This is a genomic window from Undibacterium sp. 14-3-2 (genome assembly GCF_016595265.1).
GTDB classification, from domain to species: Bacteria; Pseudomonadota; Gammaproteobacteria; order Burkholderiales; family Burkholderiaceae_D; genus Undibacterium; species Undibacterium aquatile.
In genome coordinates this window covers 117,934-138,133 of record NZ_JAENGS010000008.1, presented here as the reverse complement: position 1 = coordinate 138,133, position 20,200 = coordinate 117,934, and the positions used below count along the sequence as shown (strand labels likewise).

General features: G+C 47.7%; 22 protein-coding genes and 1 pseudogene. 16 read left to right on the top strand and 7 right to left on the bottom strand.

Features of this window, described 5'->3' with window-relative positions; translation table 11 throughout:
• Positions 1-383 precede the first annotated feature (383 nt).
• The 10 genes from Undi14_RS16985 to Undi14_RS16940 all read left to right on the top strand — a co-directional run bounded on the left by Undi14_RS16985 (position 384) and on the right by Undi14_RS16940 (position 7,820).
• The gene (locus Undi14_RS16985; protein WP_200181779.1) at positions 384-1,271 is read left to right on the top strand and encodes a sensor histidine kinase; all 888 of its coding nucleotides are present in this window, start codon (positions 384-386) and stop codon (positions 1,269-1,271) included.
• Between the two features lie 442 nt (positions 1,272-1,713).
• On the top strand, positions 1,714-2,538 hold the full coding sequence (locus Undi14_RS16980) for an alpha/beta fold hydrolase (protein WP_370589970.1): 825 nt from the start codon (positions 1,714-1,716) through the stop codon (positions 2,536-2,538).
• Positions 2,539-2,616: 78 nt separating this feature from the next.
• The gene (locus Undi14_RS16975; RefSeq protein WP_234030658.1) at positions 2,617-2,997 is read left to right on the top strand and encodes a hypothetical protein; all 381 of its coding nucleotides are present in this window, start codon (positions 2,617-2,619) and stop codon (positions 2,995-2,997) included.
• A gap of 143 nt (positions 2,998-3,140) precedes the next feature.
• Positions 3,141-3,794 carry a hydrolase gene (locus Undi14_RS16970; protein WP_200181775.1) on the top strand — a complete coding sequence of 218 codons (654 nt, stop codon included), beginning with the start codon at positions 3,141-3,143 and terminating at the stop codon, positions 3,792-3,794.
• Between the two features lie 129 nt (positions 3,795-3,923).
• Entirely contained in the window at positions 3,924-5,780 is a 1,857-nt protein-coding gene (locus Undi14_RS16965; protein ID WP_200181774.1) for an amidohydrolase, read from the top strand.
• Positions 5,759-6,025, top strand: a complete 267-nt coding sequence (locus Undi14_RS16960; RefSeq protein WP_234030657.1) for a DUF1427 family protein — start codon at positions 5,759-5,761, stop codon at positions 6,023-6,025. The genes Undi14_RS16965 and Undi14_RS16960 overlap by 22 nt, the downstream gene beginning before the upstream one ends.
• Before the next feature lies 1 nt (position 6,026).
• Positions 6,027-6,176, top strand: coding sequence for a DUF1427 family protein (locus Undi14_RS16955; protein ID WP_200181772.1), 150 nt, complete (start codon positions 6,027-6,029; stop codon positions 6,174-6,176).
• A gap of 35 nt (positions 6,177-6,211) precedes the next feature.
• Entirely contained in the window at positions 6,212-6,652 is a 441-nt protein-coding gene (locus Undi14_RS16950) for a DoxX family protein (RefSeq protein ID WP_200181770.1), read from the top strand.
• Complete coding sequence (locus tag Undi14_RS16945; protein WP_200181768.1) at positions 6,652-7,308, top strand: YoaK family protein; 657 nt, start codon at positions 6,652-6,654, stop codon at positions 7,306-7,308. Before Undi14_RS16950 ends, Undi14_RS16945 begins: the two co-directional genes overlap by 1 nt.
• 113 nt (positions 7,309-7,421) lie before the next feature.
• Positions 7,422-7,820 carry a hypothetical protein gene (locus Undi14_RS16940; protein WP_200181766.1) on the top strand — a complete coding sequence of 133 codons (399 nt, stop codon included), beginning with the start codon at positions 7,422-7,424 and terminating at the stop codon, positions 7,818-7,820.
• A 49-nt stretch (positions 7,821-7,869) separates the two neighbouring features.
• Here the strand turns inward: Undi14_RS16940 and Undi14_RS18555 are convergent.
• The 5 genes and pseudogenes from Undi14_RS18555 to wrbA all read right to left on the bottom strand — a co-directional run.
• A pseudogene (locus Undi14_RS18555) lies at positions 7,870-7,974 on the bottom strand (chemotaxis protein); the annotation flags it as partial.
• Between the two features lie 64 nt (positions 7,975-8,038).
• Positions 8,039-8,473: a DUF4124 domain-containing protein gene (locus Undi14_RS16930; protein WP_255520398.1), complete on the bottom strand. Its 435-nt coding sequence runs from the start codon at positions 8,471-8,473 to the stop codon at positions 8,039-8,041.
• Positions 8,474-8,502: 29 nt separating this feature from the next.
• Positions 8,503-9,909, bottom strand: coding sequence for an FAD-binding oxidoreductase (locus tag Undi14_RS16925; RefSeq protein ID WP_200181760.1), 1,407 nt, complete (start codon positions 9,907-9,909; stop codon positions 8,503-8,505).
• Positions 9,902-10,285, bottom strand: a complete 384-nt coding sequence (locus Undi14_RS16920) for a DUF2069 domain-containing protein (RefSeq protein WP_200181757.1) — start codon at positions 10,283-10,285, stop codon at positions 9,902-9,904. Before Undi14_RS16920 ends, Undi14_RS16925 begins: the two co-directional genes overlap by 8 nt.
• Positions 10,282-10,893, bottom strand: a complete 612-nt coding sequence (gene wrbA / locus Undi14_RS16915) for an NAD(P)H:quinone oxidoreductase (protein ID WP_200181755.1) — start codon at positions 10,891-10,893, stop codon at positions 10,282-10,284. Before wrbA ends, Undi14_RS16920 begins: the two co-directional genes overlap by 4 nt.
• A 75-nt stretch (positions 10,894-10,968) precedes the next feature.
• Between wrbA and Undi14_RS16910 the strand changes: the two genes are divergently transcribed.
• Positions 10,969-12,228 carry a YihY family inner membrane protein gene (locus Undi14_RS16910; protein WP_200181753.1) on the top strand — a complete coding sequence of 420 codons (1,260 nt, stop codon included), beginning with the start codon at positions 10,969-10,971 and terminating at the stop codon, positions 12,226-12,228.
• Entirely contained in the window at positions 12,218-13,273 is a 1,056-nt protein-coding gene (locus Undi14_RS16905) for a GNAT family N-acetyltransferase (RefSeq protein ID WP_200181751.1), read from the top strand. Before Undi14_RS16910 ends, Undi14_RS16905 begins: the two co-directional genes overlap by 11 nt.
• Before the next feature lie 17 nt (positions 13,274-13,290).
• Here Undi14_RS16905 and Undi14_RS16900 read toward each other — a convergent pair whose 3' ends face one another.
• Both Undi14_RS16900 and Undi14_RS16895 read right to left on the bottom strand, forming a co-directional pair.
• Positions 13,291-14,709 carry an undecaprenyl-phosphate glucose phosphotransferase gene (locus tag Undi14_RS16900; protein WP_200181748.1) on the bottom strand — a complete coding sequence of 473 codons (1,419 nt, stop codon included), beginning with the start codon at positions 14,707-14,709 and terminating at the stop codon, positions 13,291-13,293.
• Between the two features lie 15 nt (positions 14,710-14,724).
• Positions 14,725-15,684, bottom strand: coding sequence for a glycosyltransferase family 2 protein (locus Undi14_RS16895; protein WP_200181746.1), 960 nt, complete (start codon positions 15,682-15,684; stop codon positions 14,725-14,727).
• A 212-nt stretch (positions 15,685-15,896) separates the two neighbouring features.
• Here Undi14_RS16895 and Undi14_RS16890 point away from each other — a divergent pair, with 212 nt between their 5' ends.
• Genes Undi14_RS16890 through Undi14_RS16875 form a run of 4 tightly spaced genes read left to right on the top strand, consistent with a single transcriptional unit; the run spans position 15,897 to position 20,195 of the window.
• Entirely contained in the window at positions 15,897-16,850 is a 954-nt protein-coding gene (locus tag Undi14_RS16890; protein WP_200181744.1) for an SLBB domain-containing protein, read from the top strand.
• Positions 16,850-18,301: a Wzz/FepE/Etk N-terminal domain-containing protein gene (locus tag Undi14_RS16885; protein WP_200181742.1), complete on the top strand. Its 1,452-nt coding sequence runs from the start codon at positions 16,850-16,852 to the stop codon at positions 18,299-18,301. Before Undi14_RS16890 ends, Undi14_RS16885 begins: the two co-directional genes overlap by 1 nt.
• The gene (locus Undi14_RS16880) at positions 18,294-19,235 is read left to right on the top strand and encodes a polysaccharide biosynthesis tyrosine autokinase (protein ID WP_200181740.1); all 942 of its coding nucleotides are present in this window, start codon (positions 18,294-18,296) and stop codon (positions 19,233-19,235) included. Before Undi14_RS16885 ends, Undi14_RS16880 begins: the two co-directional genes overlap by 8 nt.
• Positions 19,236-19,256: 21 nt before the next feature.
• A complete protein-coding gene (locus Undi14_RS16875) occupies positions 19,257-20,195 on the top strand; it encodes a glycosyltransferase family 2 protein (RefSeq protein ID WP_200181738.1) in 939 nt (312 codons plus the stop codon).
• The last annotated feature ends 5 nt before the right edge of the window (positions 20,196-20,200 follow it).

Sequence of the window (20,200 nt, the reverse complement as noted above, 5' to 3'; positions counted from 1 at the left end):
CATTTCTTCACAGACCAGCAAACATGACGCTAAAACGAGAGTCGATGCATGACCGCAGATGTACATGCAATAGAAATTTCAGTGGATTTTTTTTAGTAAATGACCTTTATCACTGTATAGGATTAACCTGAATCTGCAGGTGACTCTGGATAGTGCAACGTGTGGTCGGTATTAATGCTTGTTGGCAGTTGTCGTAGTTAATTTTTAGTGAGTGTCAATACCTCTTACGGGTATTGTGCATTTGCGTGCAGGCCGCAAAATACGACGGTTACTTCGATATCCGTGTCGACACGTCAGCCGCCATCATGCACCTCAAACATGAGTACCAGGTATTTCTGCAAAAGATATGTCTGTTTTTCTTATTGATGTTGATTGTGCCATGCATGGGCAGCGGCAAAAATGAAAATTCGACGTCCAATAAAACCACGCAATTCAGTGTTTGCTCTTTCTTCTGTGATGAGTTGCGTTATGCCCGTTCAGAAAAAAACGGCGAAGGCACTCTCACTGTTTTCTCTTCTTCTCTTGCGTTATGGGGAAATTCAACAACGCATCCGATTGTTGGTCCGGCTGCACCGACAGGATTTTTCCTGGCTTTTTTCTTTGCATTGATCTTACTTATTTTTCGTTACTTTAAGTTGTTGCGTCGGCGGCAGCTGGCCGCTGGATATTTGTTGCATAGAGTGATGACAAGTGAACGCGCTGCCAAGGCAGCACATGATGCGTTGCTACAGGATGTGCAGGGTCTGGCGCTACGTTTGCAGGCGATCTCAAACGAACAGCAGATGCCAAATGCCGGAATAGTCAATATCGCCTCGGTTTTACGGGATATTGATGTGTTGTTTATGCGTGAGCGGACAGCTGTGATGGGGCGGCAGTTGTCACTGAAATTCCAAAGCGAGCTTGAGCAAATGTTTGCCGAATTGGGCGCAGTGATGGCTGAGGGTAGTCATCTCAGTTTTTCTCTCATGGTCTTGGGTGATGTGGTTGAACCAGAAGCCAGCGCAAGAGAAGAAATTTACCAGCTTGGTCGTGAAGTCTTGTGCAATGCCTACCGCCATGCAAGAGCTAAAAAGATTGAAATGGAAATGATCTACACAGGGAATTTTCTGTTGTTACATATCCGAGACGATGGTGTCGGTTTTACGCGCACATCCGAGCTGCGAGCTTTGTTTGTGATGCGGCGTCGCTTAAGGGCGTTGGGAGGTTCTTTAAATGTGTGGAGTCGTTCTGATATTGGTAGTGAACTTTCTCTTGTTGTACCTATTGGTTAATTATTTGATGATCTTCATTCTGCTGATGGTAAGCCGACATGATTGCGCCAGCCGGTGCCGCAGACAGACATGGTCGTCTCAATTTCTCCCTTTGATTGCTTGCAGCTGTTGTTCTTATTACCCGAAATGATGATTGCTGAATACCAATATCTGGCGATGGCGACGAGAGATATCGCGCCTACACTTTGACTCAAGTCGTGCAATCGCTGCATGGGAGGAAATCTTCTTCGTAGATATTTGCATGATGAACTTCAACGCGACAGGAGAGTAATTCATGGATACAGCAGATCAACCATCTGAAGTCGATCTTCAGCGCCGCAACATACTTGTCGGAAGTGTGGCAGCCGTTGCCATGTCCAGTCTGCCATTTGGTGCTGCTATCGCGCAAACCGGGCAGGGAAAACGAAGCGATATTCATCAACATATACCAGGAGGAAAGAACATGGCTACATTTAAAACTAAAGACGGTGTAGATATTTACTACAAGGACTGGGGTTCTGGCCAACCTATCGTCTTTTGTCATGGCTGGCCATTGAATTCAGACAGTTGGGAATCGCAGATGATTTTCCTCGCGTCACAGGGCTATCGTTGCATTGCTCATGACAGACGCGGCCATGGGCGTTCCAGTCAGCCATGGAGTGGCAATGATATGGACCACTATGCAGACGACCTGGCGCAATTGATGGATTTGCTGGATCTGAAAAATGCGGTGTTGTTTGGTTTTTCTACTGGCGGCGGAGAAGTAGCGCGCTATCTTGGTCGTCATGGCAGTAAGCGGGTTGCAAAAGCTGGGTTGATTTCAGCTGTACCACCATTGATGGTTAAGCGTGAAGATAATCCAGGCGGTGTTCCTATCAAAGTATTTGATGATATGCGTGCTGCATCACTGGCGGATCGTTCACAGTTGTATCTGAATATCGCAGGTGGACCATTCTTTGGCTTCAATCGTCCTGGTGCGAAAGTCTCTCAGGGATTGATCTATTCTTGGTGGGCGCAGGGCATGCAGGCAGGACACAAGAACACCTACGATTCCATTAAGGCATTTTCGGAAACCGATTTCCGCGACGATTTGAAAAAAATTACTGTGCCAACGCTGGTTGTTCACGGTGATGATGACCAGATCGTTCCTGTCGAAATAGCAGGTCCGCTGTCTGCCAAATTACTCAAAAATTCTAAGTTGCTGGTCTATAAAGGCGCGCCTCACGGTTTAACTGATACGCACAAAGATCAGTTAAATACAGACATGCTTGCGTTTATCAAAGCATAAGCCTGTGCCAGCGATGTCGTCGATGGCGTGTGTGGCGATATGCGGGTTCCGACGTGCGTGCAAGAGCGAGGTTGCATCATGCAGAGATTGTTTACGATGTTCCCAGCAGGATATCCGGGGATGGGATTGATATTGCTTCGCATCGCGGTTTCTCTTCAATTCCTGTGGCTGGTGTGCTCAGGTGTTGCCATTGCTGTTGAACAGCAATGGGTAATTGCAATTAGTGTGTTATTTGCTGCTTTACTTTGTATTGGTCTCCTGACGCCGGCAATTACTGTGTTGTGGACATTAGCGACAGTTCTACATTTGTCGGCCCATGTTTTTCAACATTGGTGGTTGCTGTTGATCTCGACGTGCAGCGCCACGGCGCTAACGTTATTGGGGCCGGGAGCATATTCGCTGGATGCAAAATTATTTGGTCGGCGGTTGTTGCGTTTACCAGATGGGGACGAGGATTAACTGATTTGTCTGTCCTTCAGGCCAGAAGCGGTGCTATGCATCATGCAGGTCTGGCGCCGTTTAACAGAATGAGTTCTATATAAATATTACTGGCCAAAGCGATTGCGGCGGCCAAATTCATCAACTTTTTCAAGGAGTACATTATGCCAGTAGCAAAACCAGAACCAGGTGAGACTTTACTGAATCCAGTCAATCACACTTTGATCATGATCGATCATCAGTCGCAAATGGCGTTCGCGACTAAATCAATCGATGCCGTTACTTTGCGCAATAACAGTGCCTTGGTTGCCAAGGCGGCCAAGGAATTCAAGGTCTCAACGATACTCACAACCGTGGCAGAAAAATCTTTCTCAGGTCCGATTTTCGATGAAATTAAATCGGTATTTCCGAATGAGAATGTGATTGATCGTACGACGATGAATTCATGGGAAGACAGTCATATTACTGATCGCGTCAATGCTTTCGGCAAAAGTAAAATTGTGCTGGCGGGTTTGTGGACAGCCGTTTGTATCGTCGGCCCGGCATTGTCTGCGCTTGATCAGGGCTTTGATGTGTACGTGATTGCTGATGCTTGCGGTGACGTTTCGGATGAGGCGCATGAACGTGCAATGCAACGCATGATACAAGCAGGCGCACGTCCAATGACTTCACTTCAGTATCTCCTGGAATTGCAGCGCGACTGGGCTCGTGGCGAAACTTACAATGAAACTGTCGCAACATCGATCGCGCATGGCGGCGGCTATGGACTTGGTCTGATCTATGCCAAAACGATGTTTAACGCATCCGAAGGTCATTGATTCTTAGTGGTAATTAGTTGTAGTAATAGATAGTTCTGCAGGAGCTGATGCAATCCGTCGCTCCTGCAAAAATACGTTTGTTAGCACCGATTTTTCTGAACATTTTTGCGCCTTTTCCGGGAGATTCCCATGCATGCTGATCTTATTTTGCACAATGGCCGTATACATACCGTTGATCGTAGTCATCCGTTTGCTAATGCTGTTGCCATCAAGGATGGCAAGTTTTTGATAGTAGGTGAGGCTGCGGAAGTCATGCAATATCAGGGAGACTCTACCCAAGTCATTGATTTGCAGCGTCGCACAGTGATTCCTGGTCTCAATGACTCCCACATGCATCTGATTCGTGGCGGACTCAATTACAACCTGGAATTACGCTGGGAAGGTGTGCCTTCCTTAGCCGATGCCCTGCGCATGTTGAAAGAACAAGCGGAGCGCACACCGCATCCGCAATGGGTACGTGTGGTTGGTGGCTGGACAGAATTTCAGTTTGCCGAGAAGCGAATGCCAACATTAGACGAAATTAATGCTGCCGCTCCTGATACTCCGGTGTTCATTCTGCATTTGTATGATCGCGCCTTACTGAATCGTGCTGCCTTGCAGGCGGTTGGCTACACTAAAAATACACCCAATCCACCTGGCGGTGAGATTCAGCGGGATGCTGCAGGGAACCCGACAGGTATGCTGATCGCACGGCCAAATGCGATGATTTTGTATGCAACTCTGGCGAAGGGGCCGAAACTGCCTCTTGAGCAGCAAATCAATTCAACGCGTCAATTTATGCGTGAACTGAATCGACTCGGGCTGACGAGTGCGATTGATGCTGGCGGCGGCTTTCAAAATTACCCTGATGATTACGCCATCATTGATCAACTCGCGAAAGATGAACAGTTGACGATACGTATTGCCTACAATCTTTTCACGCAAAGAAAAGGTCAGGAATCAGAAGATTTCGAACAATGGACGCAAATGGTGAAACCCGGTGATGGTAATGATTTTTACCGTCATAACGGTGCCGGCGAAATGCTGGTGTTTTCCGCCGCTGATTTTGAAGACTTTCTCGAACCTCGTCCCGAGTTGGCAGAAAGCATGGAGGACGAATTGGAAAAGGTTGTCCGTCATCTGGTCAGCCAGCGTTGGCCATTCCGTTTGCATGCGACATACGACGAGTCTATTTCACGCATGCTGGATGTGTTTGAAAAGGTAAATCGTGAAATTCCTTTTGATGGTTTGCATTGGTTGTTTGATCATGCTGAAACCATTACGGAACGAAATATCGAACGGGTGAAAGCGTTGGGTGGCGGTATAGCAATTCAACACAGAATGGCGTTTCAAGGTGAGTATTTTGTTGAACGCTACGGCGTTGAGGCCGCAAGCGCAACTCCGCCAGTGGCAAAAATGTTGGAGCTGGGCGTCCCGGTGGGGGCGGGTACTGATGCGACAAGGGTCGCCAGCTATAACCCCTGGACTGCCTTGTACTGGTTGGTATCGGGCCGTACCGTTGGCGGTATGCGGCTATACGATGCTGCTGGCAGACTGCCACGTGAAACGGCACTGGAACTATGGACGCGCGGCAGTAGCTGGTTTTCCAGTGAGCAAGGGAAAAAAGGCCAAATTCAGGCGGGGCAGCTTGCCGATCTGGCTGTTCTCTCGGCGGATTTTTTCAGCGTGTCTGAAGATGATATCAAGGCGATCGAATCGGTTATTACAATCGTCGGTGGGAAAATCGTTTACGGTGCCGCTGAATTTACACCACTTGCCCCGCCGCCTTTACCAGTCCTTCCTGACTGGTCGCCCGTCGCAAAAATGGGCGGACATTATCGTCCACTGCCAGTACAGGCGACACACAAAAATGCATTGCCGCACCAATGCAAGGGTGCATGCAGTGTGCATCTGCATTCCCATGATCTCGCCCGCAAATCCACCGTGCCTATCTCTGAGTTCAGTGGTTTCTGGGGCGCGCTGGGATGCAGTTGCTTCGCTTTTTAACTGACGCACCGAGAGGGGAGCTGATCGTGCCATATTTTAAAATCGCTATTGGGCTATTACTGTCATTTCTAGTGGGTCTTGCCTGTCGCATCACGCATATCCCTGTACCGTCTCCACCAGTATTGAGTGGGGCATTATTAGTACTCATGATGAGTTGTGGTTATTGGCTGGTTGATCGGCAATATACCTTGCGTGTAGCACGCAACAAAGGTCTTTGCGCAGGCCATGCGCTGGAGAGGAAATAATATGGAGCTGATCATAGGATCTCTGCTAGGCCTGGCTATCGGTGCATTTTGTCGTTGGCAGGATATACCTTCGCCTGCGCCGCCGACACCCATTGGTGCTCTGCTGGTGGTGGCGATGAGTGCGGGGTATGTTGTCGCAGGTTTGCTTTGAATTGCAGATACAACCAACCAAAACCTGGAAGCTCGATGAGTAAAAAATATCTGAATCAGTTGTTAACGAGGAATTTCCCCGATGCTGGTTTGCTGTTGCTCAGACTGGCTGGTTCTCTGTTGCTGATATATGTACATGGTCTGCCAAAAATCACAGCATACAGCGCCGAATTGCGGCACATAGAGGATCCGCTGCATATCGGTGCCACTCTCACATTGTCAATGGCGATTTTCAGCGAAGTATTTTGCCCTGTGCTGATTGCGCTTGGTTTTCTGACGCGACTGGCTTGCCTGCCGGTGTTATTTTTACTTTTTATCTCTATGCTATTCGTTCATCCAGAATGGACTATCGCAGAAGGCCAATTTGGATGGTTGTTGATGATTATTTTCGCCAGTATCGCCTTAGCAGGTCCCGGATGTTACTCACTACAGCCACTATTGTTGCGCAACTCACAGTCATACGGGAAATTTGGATAATGCAAAACAAATATGTTGGAATTGGGCTTGGCTTTGTTGCTGGCTATGTCGATACAGTTGGATTCATATCGCTGTTTGGTTTGTTCACGGCACATGTTACCGGGAACTTCGTCTTAATCGGTAGTGAGTTGGCACATCCGAGCCACGGGGTGCTCATTAAGTTACTGGCTTTCCCTGCATTTGTGTCAGCCGTGGTATTGACGTATTTGGTAGTGAGCTGGCTGAGGAACAGGGAGCGCAAGGTGCTTGTTCCCATACTGATTTTACAGATAGTATTTTTGATGGCATTCATGCTGTTCGGCTCGCTGGCAGAACCCATCCAAAATGCAAACCAACTTCTTGCCTTGTATGCCGGTAGCGCAGGCGCCGCTGCGATGGGAATACAAAATGCGGCCAATCGATTGATACTTAGCGAAATTGCTCCGACAACAGTCATGACTGGCAACGTGACGCAACTGGTGATTGATCTGATGGCGACTGTTAAAGATAAGAACAGTGCAATTGGTCAGCGTATGGGTAAATTTCTATGGCCTGTCGTCGCCTTTGGCGTTGGTGCGATCAGCGGTGGTTTTGCGTGTGTTCAATGGCAATTTTGGAGCTTGCTGATACCGATGAGCGTGTTATCTTTCATTGCTGCATGTTGGAACGGCGAATAATTAAATCCCCCGGATCTGGCGTCATGGCTGGTTATGTATATGCATGTAAGAAATTGTGAACCATTATGCTTGTCGGCGTTTGTAATTTTTGTAGTCGAAAGGAGATTCTGTATATGAGTCCAGATTTTTCGCCACTTATAACGTTGACGGCGTTAAGTAAAGCGCTGAGAAAATTGCATAAACAACTAATTGACGTTGAAACACAATACTTCGGCAATGTCGGTAGCCCACTTGAGCATTTGCATTTAGTTGTCAATCATCCACATTTTGCGTGGATACAGAAATTATCCAGTTTGATGGCACAGATCGATGAGCGGTTGGATGATCCAGAAGAAATCAGCCCGTCTGAAGCTTTCGCATTTCGTATTGCGATCGAAGAATTGATTGGACCCGCTGAGAAAGGGGATGCGCTGTTTCAGGCGAAATACAACGCATTGTTACATGAAGATCCGGCGCTGGTGATGATGCATGGTGCTGTGAGGCAGACACTGTTGAATATTCGTCCGCAATAATGTTCACTAAAGCGTGTGTCGGGATAAGTGCAAAGTGCCCTTATCCCGACACTAATGCAGAGTTTTGTTGCGTCATTTGATCCATCTTACTGATCGCATCATTTACCTGATTGATGCCTGCGCTTTGTTCAACGCTGGCGTGACTGATTTCATTGACCAGTTTTGTTACTTTATGGATATCTGCGACTAAACGAGACTCCATAGTGATATGTTTCCGATTAATGTTGGCAAACCAGATCTGCTTTTTCTTTCGTCCTCTTTAGTTTTTGTCGCGCTTTAGCTTCTGATTTGGGTGAAGCATTGCGTGCATCTTCTTCGGCCCATTTCACTTGTAAGTGCGCTTTGTCACACTGGCTTTTTTGTTTTTCTGTTTTAGCAGCTTGCCGACTGTTTTCTTTGTCTCGTTTATCTTCTGTTTTATGCCGTTCGCGTTCTAATCTGGCAGCTTCTTTTTTATCTTGTGCTAACTGATTAATGCGATGCTGTTTTTCGCTGGCGCTATCTGTTGCATCCTGGGTGACTTTTTTTCCTATGGCTTTCTGATCTTGGGAGCAGGGCGTCTGGCTGTATTGCATCCGCCCATCTTTTTCACATTGATAAATTTCCGCCGCAGACAGATTCTGGACGCAAGAAATACTGAGTAAGAAAACCATCAGAAAACGTTTCATTTACATCTCCCTGATCAGATAATTTTTCCCGGGTTCATCAGATTGTGAGGATCTAAAGCCTGCTTTATCGAACGCATCAGATTCATTTCGATAAGCGATTTATAACGTAGAATTTCTTCTTTCTTTAATGCACCGAGACCATGTTCGGCTGAGATCGATCCGTGAAAATGATGAACCTGATCATGCACCAGCCGGTTAACTGCTTCCTGGTTCTGAATGAAGACGTCAGCCGATTGACCATCTGCGGGGGAAACGTTGTAATGCAAATTGCCGTCACCCATGTGGCCGAAACAGACTACTCTGCTTCCTGCGAAATGGTGCGCTAATAATTGATTCGTTGTTGCGATGAAGGCGGGAATGCTGGAAATGGGAACGGAAATATCATGTTTGATATTCTTACCTTCGGTTGCCTGCGCCATGGATATGTTTTCCCTGAGACTCCACAAGGCATTTGCCTGGGTCAGGTTTTCTGCCAGGACGGCGTCAAGGATATGCCCCTGATTTAACTGTGCTTCCAGAAAATCCCTGATGAACACTGTCGCGAGTTCCGCGGATTGATGCTCGGACGTTTCTAACAACACGTAATACGGATATTGTTGCGTGAACGGATCCGACTGGTTGGGAATATGTTTGATCACCAGTTGCAGGCAAATCCTGGAAATTAATTCGAATCCGGTCAGGGTGGGGCCGAGTTTTTTACTCGCTTCATTCAGTAATAATAAGGCGGCTTCAGGGCTTTTCAGCGCCACCAAGGCCGTCATATTGGCCACCGGTGCCGGATACAATTTAAGGGTCGCGGCGGTAATGATGCCCAGAGTGCCTTCGGCTCCGATAAAAAGATCGCGCAGATCGTAACCTGTATTGTCTTTGCGTAAGCCTCGCAAGCCATCCCAGATATCACCGTTTGCAGTGACGACTTCGAGCCCAAGGCATAAGTCGCGTGCGTTGCCATAGCGCAGTACAGCAGTGCCGCCAGCATTCGTAGAGAGATTGCCGCCGACGGTGCAGCTTCCTTCTGATGCGAGCGACAAGGGGTAAAGTCTGTCCACCTTTGCCGCTGCTTGCTGAATTGCGCTGAGCAGGCAGCCAGCTTCCGCGGTCAATGTATTGTTTGCAGTGTCAATTGCACGTACGTTGTTCAAGCGCCTGAGCGACAACACAACTGATTTACCGCCACTGTCAGGGATACTACCTAAAACCAGGCCAGTATTACCTCCCTGAGGTACAACAGATACGCCGAAAGATTTACAAATAGTGATCAGACTGGCGACTTCTTGTGTTGACGCTGGTCGTAACACCGCTAAGGCATTCCCACGCAGGCGTTGACGCCATTCCTGCTCGTATGCAAATGTGTCTTCTTTATCCGTCAGAACATAACTTGCGCCGATAGCGTTACGGCATTGCTGGATGAATTCAGTCATTCTGAATCTTTCTGGCTTTTTTCGCTTCCTTTTTAATCGGACGTAAATAGCCCAGAACACCGGTGACGTAAGTGATAGAGAGTATAACTTCCATCCAGGCCAGTTTAACTGACAGCAGATTAATGTCGCTATAGGCGCGGACGATACCTTCAGTGAAATACAGCCAGATCAGCATTGAGGTCCATTGCATCGTGTAATTATCTTTGCGTAAAACGCCGCGCAAAGGAATAAACAAAGGCAATGCTTTCAGCATGAGCCAGAAGCTGCCCGCCCTGACTGGTGCCAGCCAGGCTTCCCATAAAATACACAGCAAAATCAGCGCAATCAGACTGACACAGGCGAGCAGGTGAAATTGCTTTTGGCGTGCTGTAATCATGATGAAGCATTGAGTTTGATAGCCGTTTCCGCAAGCCGGCGACCCAGCGCGATTGCCAGACGGCGACTATCTTCGGAGATCGTGTTTTTCCCATCCAATCCGGACCAGTGGGTGGCGCCGTAAGGGCTGCCGCCTGTGGATGTCGTCATCAGTTCAGCCTCGCTGTATGGCAGGCCGGTGATCAGCATGCCGTGATGCAGCAGCGGTAACATCATGCTTAATAAAGTTGACTCCTGACCGCCATGCAGACTGCCGGTACTGGTGAATACGCAGGCTGGTTTTCCGCTCAGTGTTCCTGAAAGCCAGTCGGCGGCGGTGCCATCCCAAAAATACTTCATTGCCGACGCCATATTGCCGAAGCGCGTCGGCGAACCCAGTGCTATGCCTGCGCATTCTTTAATATCTGAGAGTTCGACATACGGCGCACCGCTGGCGGGAATGTCGGATTCGCTGGCTTCTGTTGTCGGCGACACGGATGGCACAGTCCGCAATCTGGCATCGCAACCGGGAACACTTTCAATTCCCTGTGCGATAAATTCTGCCAGTTTTCGTGTGCTTCCATGGCGCGAGTAATATAAAACGAGTAGGGTGAGGTTAGTTGTGTTCATATTTATTATTATATTGGGCTTTATTGTGACTCTCTCAGTAAAATAGAGCACTTGTATTTTTTATTTAAGAAATGTATGCACGGACCGTTGTGGAAGCATTTGCAGAATTTGTTTCAGTTTGCCCGCAAGCGATTGCGGGAAGGGCAATTGCCGCAGGTGGCAGGTAGCCTGACGTTTACCACCGTACTGGCGCTGGTGCCTATTCTGACTGTGGCGCTGGCAATATTTACGGCGTTTCCCCTGTTTAACACTTTCAGGACTTCATTAGAGGCTTATTTCGTCCAGAATTTAATGCCGAAAGGGATTGCGAATACTATTCTTGGCTATCTCACACAGTTTGCGACAAAGGCAACCCGACTTTCCGCTGTGGGCGGTATCGCATCTCTGATTACTGCGATTGCGACGATGGCGATGATAGACAAGACGTTTAACCAGATATGGCAGGTCAAGCGGTCTCGCCCCATATTTCAGCGTGTGCTGGTGTATTGGGCCATTATTACTCTTGGTCCTCTGCTGATAGGTGCATCCATTTCTGTGACCTCTTACTTGTTTACGGCAACGAGTGGAATGGTCAATTCTGTTCCGTTTGTCGGAGGGATTTTCTACACAACAATCTCTATCGCGATTACGACTGGCGCTTTTACTCTTTTATATCTTGCCGTGCCTTACCGAAAAGTTCATCGGCGCGACGCGGCTTGGGGTGGTTTGTTTGCCGCATGTGCATTTGAAATTTCAAAACGAGGCTTCGCCGCGTTCATTACGCATTTTTCAACCTACACTCTGGTCTATGGCGCGTTGGCGGCGGTGCCTATTTTTTTGATCTGGATCTATCTGTCATGGTTAGTCACCTTGATCGGTGCGGTGATTGCTGCTGCGATGCCTATCGTGAAATTCGAGCGTTGGTGGCATGTTCCGACACCGGGAAGCGCATTTGAAGATGCGATCAAAATTTTACAAGTATTGTTTTTTGCTCGTTACAACACGAACAATGCAGTCGTTAATACTGCGCAGATACGTGCGGAAACCAAGTTCGGGCTCGATGAGATAGAGGGCTTGTTGCAGCGTATGCTCGAGGCTGGATGGGTGGCACAGGTGTCTTTGCCCACGGTAGCGTCAGCTTCAACTTTATGGGTTCGTAGCAGTGATGGTGGCGATTTATGGACGATGTCGGCCAATCCTTCTTTGTTGACAATGGCCGATGTCTACAAGGTATTTGTGTTTGAGCCCGTACAAGGCAGCCGTTTATCTGCCCTCGTTGAAGAGGTCATCGAAGTGAGCTTGCAAAAAAATCTGCAAGAGTATTTTCTGACGCAAGAGCAAAAAAATGAAATTTAGTCAGATTATTACCTCGGAATTAGAACCGGGCTTGCTCACGCAATGGCAGCAATTACAGTTTGTATCCACCGTTTATCGCAGTCCTTATTATCATCCGCAATATTCTCAGATTATCGCGGCTGCGCGGCCGGACGTACGTGTTCTGGTAATAGAAGATGCAGGGCAGGTGATCGGGTTTCTCCCTTATCACAAAACAAATCGGTTCCGTGCCGATGTCATTGGCGGTGGACTCACTGATTATCAGGGGCCAATCTGTTCCTTTCAGTATCACTTGCCGGTCGGTGAAATGCTGAAAGCAATGGGTGTCGCTTATATGGGGTTTAACCATATGCCGCAGGAACGGCATGATTTCTCTGCGTATGCATGGAGTCAGGGCCGTTCATTGACCCTGAATCTTGAAGGCGGTTTTACAGCCTATGCTCAACGTCTGAATGATAAACGCGATGCGTCTTTGCTCAAAAAAGTTGAAACCAATGAGCGCAAACTCGCCAAGAAATTCGGGGCCCTGTCTTTCACCATGGATTCAAGAAGCGCAACGGAATTTGATGCTTTGTTAGTGGGTAAATCGGCGCAATTCACCAGAACGCTTGGTGCTGAGCATGATATTTTTGCGACGCCATGGATACGTGATGTTGTGTATGGAATTTTTTCGCAGCACAGCACAGATTTTGGCGGAATACTCTCAAGTCTATATGCGGGCGATAAGATGATCGCTGCCCATTTTGGTGTGCGCTCGGGTAACGTTTTGCACTATTGGTTTCCTTGGTACGACACGGATTACGCAGAATTTTCACCAGGTTTGATTTTGTTGGCATCCTGCGCCCGAGAGGCGCAGGCACATCAAATTGAGCTGATAGACCTGGGACGTGGTGAGCAAGCGTATAAGCAGCGCTTTGCAACTGGATTCATTCCTCTTTGCGAGGGTGCGGTATCTGCTCCTGCAGCGATAAGTAAAGCGCAGGGCGCTTACTTATCGGCAAGGGCGCATCTGAAAGAATCCAATCTGGGAAAAACGATCCGCGCTTGGAAAAATGCTAAAAAATAAGACGAATGAATGATGGCTCAATAAGCATTTTTATCGCCAAAAACGACTTTCAGAGTGCGCCAGATAATGACGATATCGAGCCAGATAGACCAGTGCTGCATGTAGTACAGATCATAGTCAACACGCGCCTGCATTTTTTCCAGTGTTTCCGTTTCACCTCTGAGGCCGTTAACCTGCGCCCAGCCAGTGATCCCTGGCTTGATCTTATGGCGGAACATGTAGCCAGTCACCAGTTTTCTGTACAGTTCATTGTGCTCCACGGCGTGTGGCCGTGGCCCGACCAGACTCATTTCACCTTTGAGGACATTAAACAACTGTGGTAATTCGTCGAGCGATGTTTTTCTGATGAAGCTACCAAATTTAGTGACCCTGGAATCACCGACTTTCGCCTGAATCACCGGAACATCTTTCGGTGCTATTTTCATGCTGCGGAATTTATACACATTGATCGGTCGCCCGGCAATACCGTATCGGACTTGCTTAAATAGTACAGGGCCGGCCGAACTCAGACGGACGCCGATGGCAATCGCAAGTAAAACAGGTGCCAACAGTATCAGACCTATCAGTGCCCCGGTAAAATCCAGTATCCTTTTGGGTAGTGCTGCCAAACCGATGAATGGCGTCTCGGTCGACGCCAGCACCGGCTGACCTGCTAATTCGCGTAGTTGAATGCCTGGCATACCGAAAATTAAAGATTCCGGAACAAAATAAGTCGTCGCCGTGCTGTCATACAGAACTTCAATAATCTCTTCAAGTTCCGGCGACTCTTTACTGCTCATACCTATAAAGACGATATCCACATTCATTTTCCCGGTTTCCTGATCAACGATCCAGTCAACCGCATCTTCGATATTTCCCAGCTTTTTAATATCGATAGGTGGGCGTAACTCATTCCTGTTATCAAAAAAACCGATCAGGTCTATCGCTGCCAACGGCGAATCCCTTAAAGCACTGACTAATCCAGCAGAAGCTGAATTTGACCAGATCAGCACTGCTTTTCTGCGGCGGGCGGGGTTGGAATAGTAAGCTTTGGCAACAGACCTTATCAGCATGGCGACGCTCATCAGAACAAATGGCGTTATCACCAGCCATAAGAACATGACTTTACGAGACAGTTGTTCCGATGCCTTATCGATATAGGCCGTCAGCAACACGACCATGAAGACGATAAACCAGCGCCAGCTCAATTTGGGAAATAAAGGAAGTGCGTCTTTAGCCTGCAGTGAATTGAGTAACTGGTGACTTGAGAAAACGATGATGCTGGTAAAGCCTGCAATAATGATGCGGATGCCAAACACATCCACATCTGTTTCTTCGACCTGATGCAAAATAGCAAACAAGGTCAGGCAAATTGCGGTACCGAATGCTATTCCCGTCAACACAGAGAGCAAATGTGCCGGTTGCGATGAGTTAGCATGCGAGTGAGAATTGAACATAAGTGCTGATTCTTTTTATTTGGTTTTACTTTTGAAAAATAATCTTTTGATTTGTGCCAGCTGCCATTGATGCAGGTGTTTTCTGAATTCCGGATTGTCATATCTGGGAGCATGCTTCAAGGCTGCTTGCAGATAACCGGCGATAATCAGCAAACCACCGATGATGAAAGGCTTTTCGCGCATCCTGAAGATGCCGGATGCAATTGCATACAGCGGGTGATATCCCATAAACCAGATGCCTCTGCCCCAGCGCAGGCGTCCCCGATAGACATTTTTATCTGAGGATCCCATCAGCCTGTGGTGCATCAGGATGGCTTCCGGATGATAAAAACTCAGGGTATTCCATCCTTTCATCCGTGCTGTATGTACATCAATTCCATCCCACAATACTTCTTCGACGAAGCCGCCTATCTGTTCGAACGCGACACGTCGGTACAACTTAAACTGACCTGCGACATGTTCGTCGATGATGATTTCTTCAATTTTTTTTCCATCTTCCTCGCGAAAGACTTTGCCGGAAACGGCGGCTAATTTTTCATCCTTCGCAAACTGATCAAACATCATTTCCAGGTAGCGCGGCCCAAATGACATGTCGCCATCTAATTTCGCGATGTATTGATAATCCTGGTGTTTGATCTGCGATACGCCGTACTTGAAGGCGGCAACAACGCCGCCACCGACTTTGCGGAATCCCCGGTCTGGCCGTTGCACCAGACGGATGAATTCATATTTTTCTGCATATTCACGAACAATGTCTGGCGTTGCATCTTGTGATCCGTCATCGACGATGATCCACTCAACAGGACGTATGGTTTGGCGAACCATAGAATCGAGAGTCAGACGGATTAAGTCTGCTTCGTCGCGAACAGGAGCGATAATGACCAGCGGTACGGTCTGATAGCTACTGGAGTCAACCTTGATGTTGTTATTCAAAAAGGGATGCTGCGGGACTTGCTCTGTTGTAGATGGAACCATAGTTTGCTTTCATTCATTTTGTGCAATATTAACGTAGCGAGTGTCGTGCGAACAATTGTTAATAGTTAATAATTGTTATGTTTGTGTTTTAAGTCATGGATATGCGGATGCATTTCAAACGCAAGATATTTTGTGTGTATGACAAAAATTTGCATCTTTATTTACTCTGGCAATATAAAATAAAACGGTTTTCCCTCTAAGCTTAGGTTTAAATGATTTTTACTTCTATTTTGAAATTTGAAGCAAAATTTTTAGGGCGTTTTTGTGCCGGAATTCTGCTGATTTCATTATTTGCTAACGTTTTTGCACAAGAGACTGAGCAAGCGATCAGTCCAAAGCTGAAGGTGGAAAGCCAACTCTCCACTTTGCCCACAGAGAAAACACCCACCATTCAGCAGGATCAATCTGCTTTATCTGTACCTGATTTCTCTTCCGACCTGGTAGGAGAAGGCGATCAACTGTTGATTACCGTGTTCGGACAACCTGATCTGAGCGCTGATGTGATTGTTGGTCCTACCGGTATTATCACCTTGCCTCTGGTGGGAACGATAGACATAAAAAGAAAGACGGCGAATGAGGTTGCCAGTATTTTTTCCCGCAAACTGGAACAGGGCCAATACTTACTGAGTCCGAAAGTTTCAGTCAAAATCAATCAGCAAGTCAGTCGCAGTTTTTCAGTGATAGGCGAAGTGCTGCGTCCCGGGCGTTTCCCTCTGCAGGGGCAGATGAGTATTGTGGAAGCGTTGAGCCTTGCTGGTGGTGTTACTCCCCGAGCAGATAAACATCTGAAGGTATTGCGCAGGGCTAGTCGGAACGGTCAGACAGAGTTGCACGAGTTTACTTCGCTGAAGCTCGATTTTGACGATGATAAAAACAATGACAGTCTGATGCAAAAAATTCTGCCGAATGACGTACTGATCATCGGGCAACAAAAGAATTTCTATGTTTACGGAGAGATCCGCCGTCCCGGAATGTATCCGATGGAAGAGGATCTGAATATCGTGCGCGTATTGTCTATCGGCGGCGGCGTTACCGAGCGTGGCTCTGCTTCGAGAATTATTATTCATCGAAAATCAAATAACGGAGAGTTGAAAGAAATTCCGGCGCAGATATCAGATACTGTATTGCCGGGTGATGTGGTCATGATCAAAGAACGGATTTTTTAATGAATAAGATGAAAAATCCTTCGGTTGAATTAATACTTTCATTTACACAAATAGGCGCGATGCTGCGCGCCCGTCGCTATTTGATTTTCATTGTGACGATGATTGCGGTGCTCGGCGCAGGTATCACCAGCATGTTACTGCCGAAAACTTATGTCGCGACAGCAGATATTTTCATTGATTACAGAGTTAATGATCCTATCGGCGGCCGACAGTTTCATCCTTTGCAGGACGAAAGCTATCTGCAGACGCAGTTTGACGTCATTAAAAGTGTGCAGGTGGCTGAACGTGTGATTGCCGAGTTACATCTGCAAAATTCCGCAGACAGCCGGCGTCTGATTGCCCGATATGGCGAGCAGGGTGGCTTACGTGCACTCGCAGAGTCGATCGCAAAAAATATCGAAGTCGCGCCACATAAAAATAGTCGTGTCATTGGTATTCAGTATTCCGCCGGTACCCCGCAGCATGCAAAAGAAGTCGTGAATGCGGTGGTGAAATCTTATATTGATTTATCACTGGAAATGATGAACGCACCGGCGCGTGCGCGCAAGGATCAGTACAACGCTCAGTTGGAAACCTTAAGCCGGCAGATGGATGAAATACAAAAAAAACTGACCGCATATCAACAGGAATTCCAGATTGTTGATGTTGATGAGCGTGCCGATCTGGAATCCCGGCAAATGTCAGCATTGAGTACCAAGCTGATGGAAACACAGTTGCAAAAGCTTGAGGCGCAGGCAAAACGACAATCTTTAGAAAAATTACTGAAGCAGGGTAATTTAAATTCTGATATCCCCGAAATCGCAGGTATTGGTCATATATCTGGCCTGAAGGCCGCCCTGATTTCTCTTGATACGCAACTGGCTAACGCTAAAACCACTTTGGGAGTCAGACATCCCCGTTACATCGCGATTCAGGATGAACGAAAAGCTTTGATGGATAAGCTGGAAAAGGAATCGGCAACGGCGTTTCAATCCCAGTTGACTGTTGAAAGCAGGCTGGCACAACAAGAAAAAGTAATGGAAGCAGAATTAGCGGGCTATCAGAAAAAAACTTTTGAAAACAAAAAGCACCGTGATGTCATCAGCTCCTATCAACGGCAATTAGACAGCGTGCAAAAAGTATATAACGCTGCGATACAAAAATTTGATGAATTGCTGATGACGAGTAACGTTGTCATCTCGAATGCAACCGTCATGCAATGGGCGGAGCTGCCAGAGAGACATGCGAAACCTTTACTGAAAAATAATCTGGTATTTGGTCTGATTGCAGGTCTGATGCTGGGTCTGAGTCTGGCTTTTTTACTTGAGTTGATGCATAGAAAAGTTCGTTGTCTGGAGGATCTGGAGCGGGAATTTGATGTTCCTGTAATGGCGCAGGTCGGCTTTCATGAAAGGCTGCTGGATAAAGACGTAAATATCGGTCGTATTGCTGAGAGGAAGACGCATGCCTGAATTGAATGAGGCGCAATCGGGCGCAACAAAAATTGGGCGTCTTGGTGAATTGTTTTTACAAAAAGGCTTGCTGACCGAAGCGCAGGTTGAACAGATATCTGTCGAACAGCGAGAAAAAAAATTACGTTTTGGTGATGCTGCGCTTGCATTAGGCTTACTTAGCCAGGCAGAAATTGATTCCGCCCTGGGTGAGCAGTTTGGTGTTGGCAGCAAGGACCTTTATAACGGTAGTGCAGATAAGAAGCTGCGTTTTTTTCACGCGCCTTTTTCCAAAGAAGCGGAAGAAATCCGCGGCTTACGTAGTGAATTGCTGTTGAAGTATGGGGCACAGGAAAAAATTAAATTTGCGTTGATCAGTCCAGGGACCGCCGAAGGTAAGACATATATGGCCGCCAGTCTTGCAATCGCGTTGTCGCAAGTCGGACGAAAAACGCTACTGATTGACGCGGATTTACGCACCGGTAATTTGCATGAATTATTTTCGTTGGGGGTTCGCGACGGCTTATCATCCGTCTTGATAGGCCGCCTGGCAATGAGTGATGCCTTGATTCCGCTGATGCCCAATTTGCATATTCTGCCTGCCGGCCCACGTGCGCCGAATCCGCTGGAAATTTTGCGGGCACCAAGACTGCGGGAATTGCTGGATTCATGCCACGACCAGTTTGACGCTTTTGTATTCGATACCTGCGCGGCGTCTGAAAGTTCGGACGCGCAGATGGTTGCACATCAGATCGGCGTTGCTTTACTGGTCGCGCAGAAAGACCTGACGGTATTAAGCGATTTACGTCAGACCAGAAGCGACATGCAAGCGGCAGGGGTCAATGTGATTGGTACGATATACAATCAATACGCGCCGCAGGGCGACAGCACAGGGTTACGGGCTAAAATATCAGCACTTCTGCGTCGCTTGCCCTTCTTTCGACGCGCTGTATAAGATGACGGACGGATACACCAGATGATCGATGTCAGTGTCTGTATTTGTACTTTTCGTCGCCCTCAGTTATTGCGCCGCTTATTACTTGCTGTTTTTTCGCAGAACATACCGGATTGCCGGATTGAAGTCGTTGTCGTTGATAATGACCCACAACAGTCGGCAGCAAGTGTATTGGCGGAAATTAAAGCCGAGCATCACGATCAGTTGATCGTGCTGAATTTAAGTCAGCCAAATATTTCCCTCGCAAGAAATGCGGCCATCCGCGCCGCAGGTGGCGAATGGATATGCATGATCGATGATGACGAGATTCCCCGGCGTGACTGGTTACTGAATTTGTTCAGTACGCAAAAAAAATACGCAGCAGACGTCGTGTTTGCACCGGTGTTGCCCGAATATCAGGATGGTGTGCCTGAGTGGATAAAAAAAGGTGGCTACTTTGACCGGCGTCGTTTAGCGACAGGAACCGTGATCGATCATCGTGATGCCCGTAGCGGCAATGTGCTGGTTCGTCGCACCGCACTAGCGCAGATTACTCAGACGCAAGGCGGCACAGAGGGGCCGTTTGATCCGGCGTTTGGCCGCACTGGCGGTGAGGATTCCATGTTGTTCCGTCGTCTCGACGAGTCCGGTAGTCGTATGGTCTGGTGTGACGATGCTCCAGCGCTTGAATTTGTTCCGTTGGATCGTGCCAGGGCTGCATGGTTGTTGCAAAGATCGTTTCGTACCGGGCAATTGTTTATGCGTACAGAGTTGGCAATGTGTCCGCCATCGGCGCGTTCAGGGCATGCGCTCTGGTTGTCTTTCCGTGCAGTTGTGCAGATGGGTATTGCCTCTGTTTTTGTTATCGCGCTGATGCTTTTCGCTCCCCTGAAAGCGTTTCATTGGGCGCGTGTTGCAGCCTCTCAATTAGGTAAGCTGAGCCATTTCCGTGGCAAGGCATCTGAGGCTTATGGTGATTAATAAAT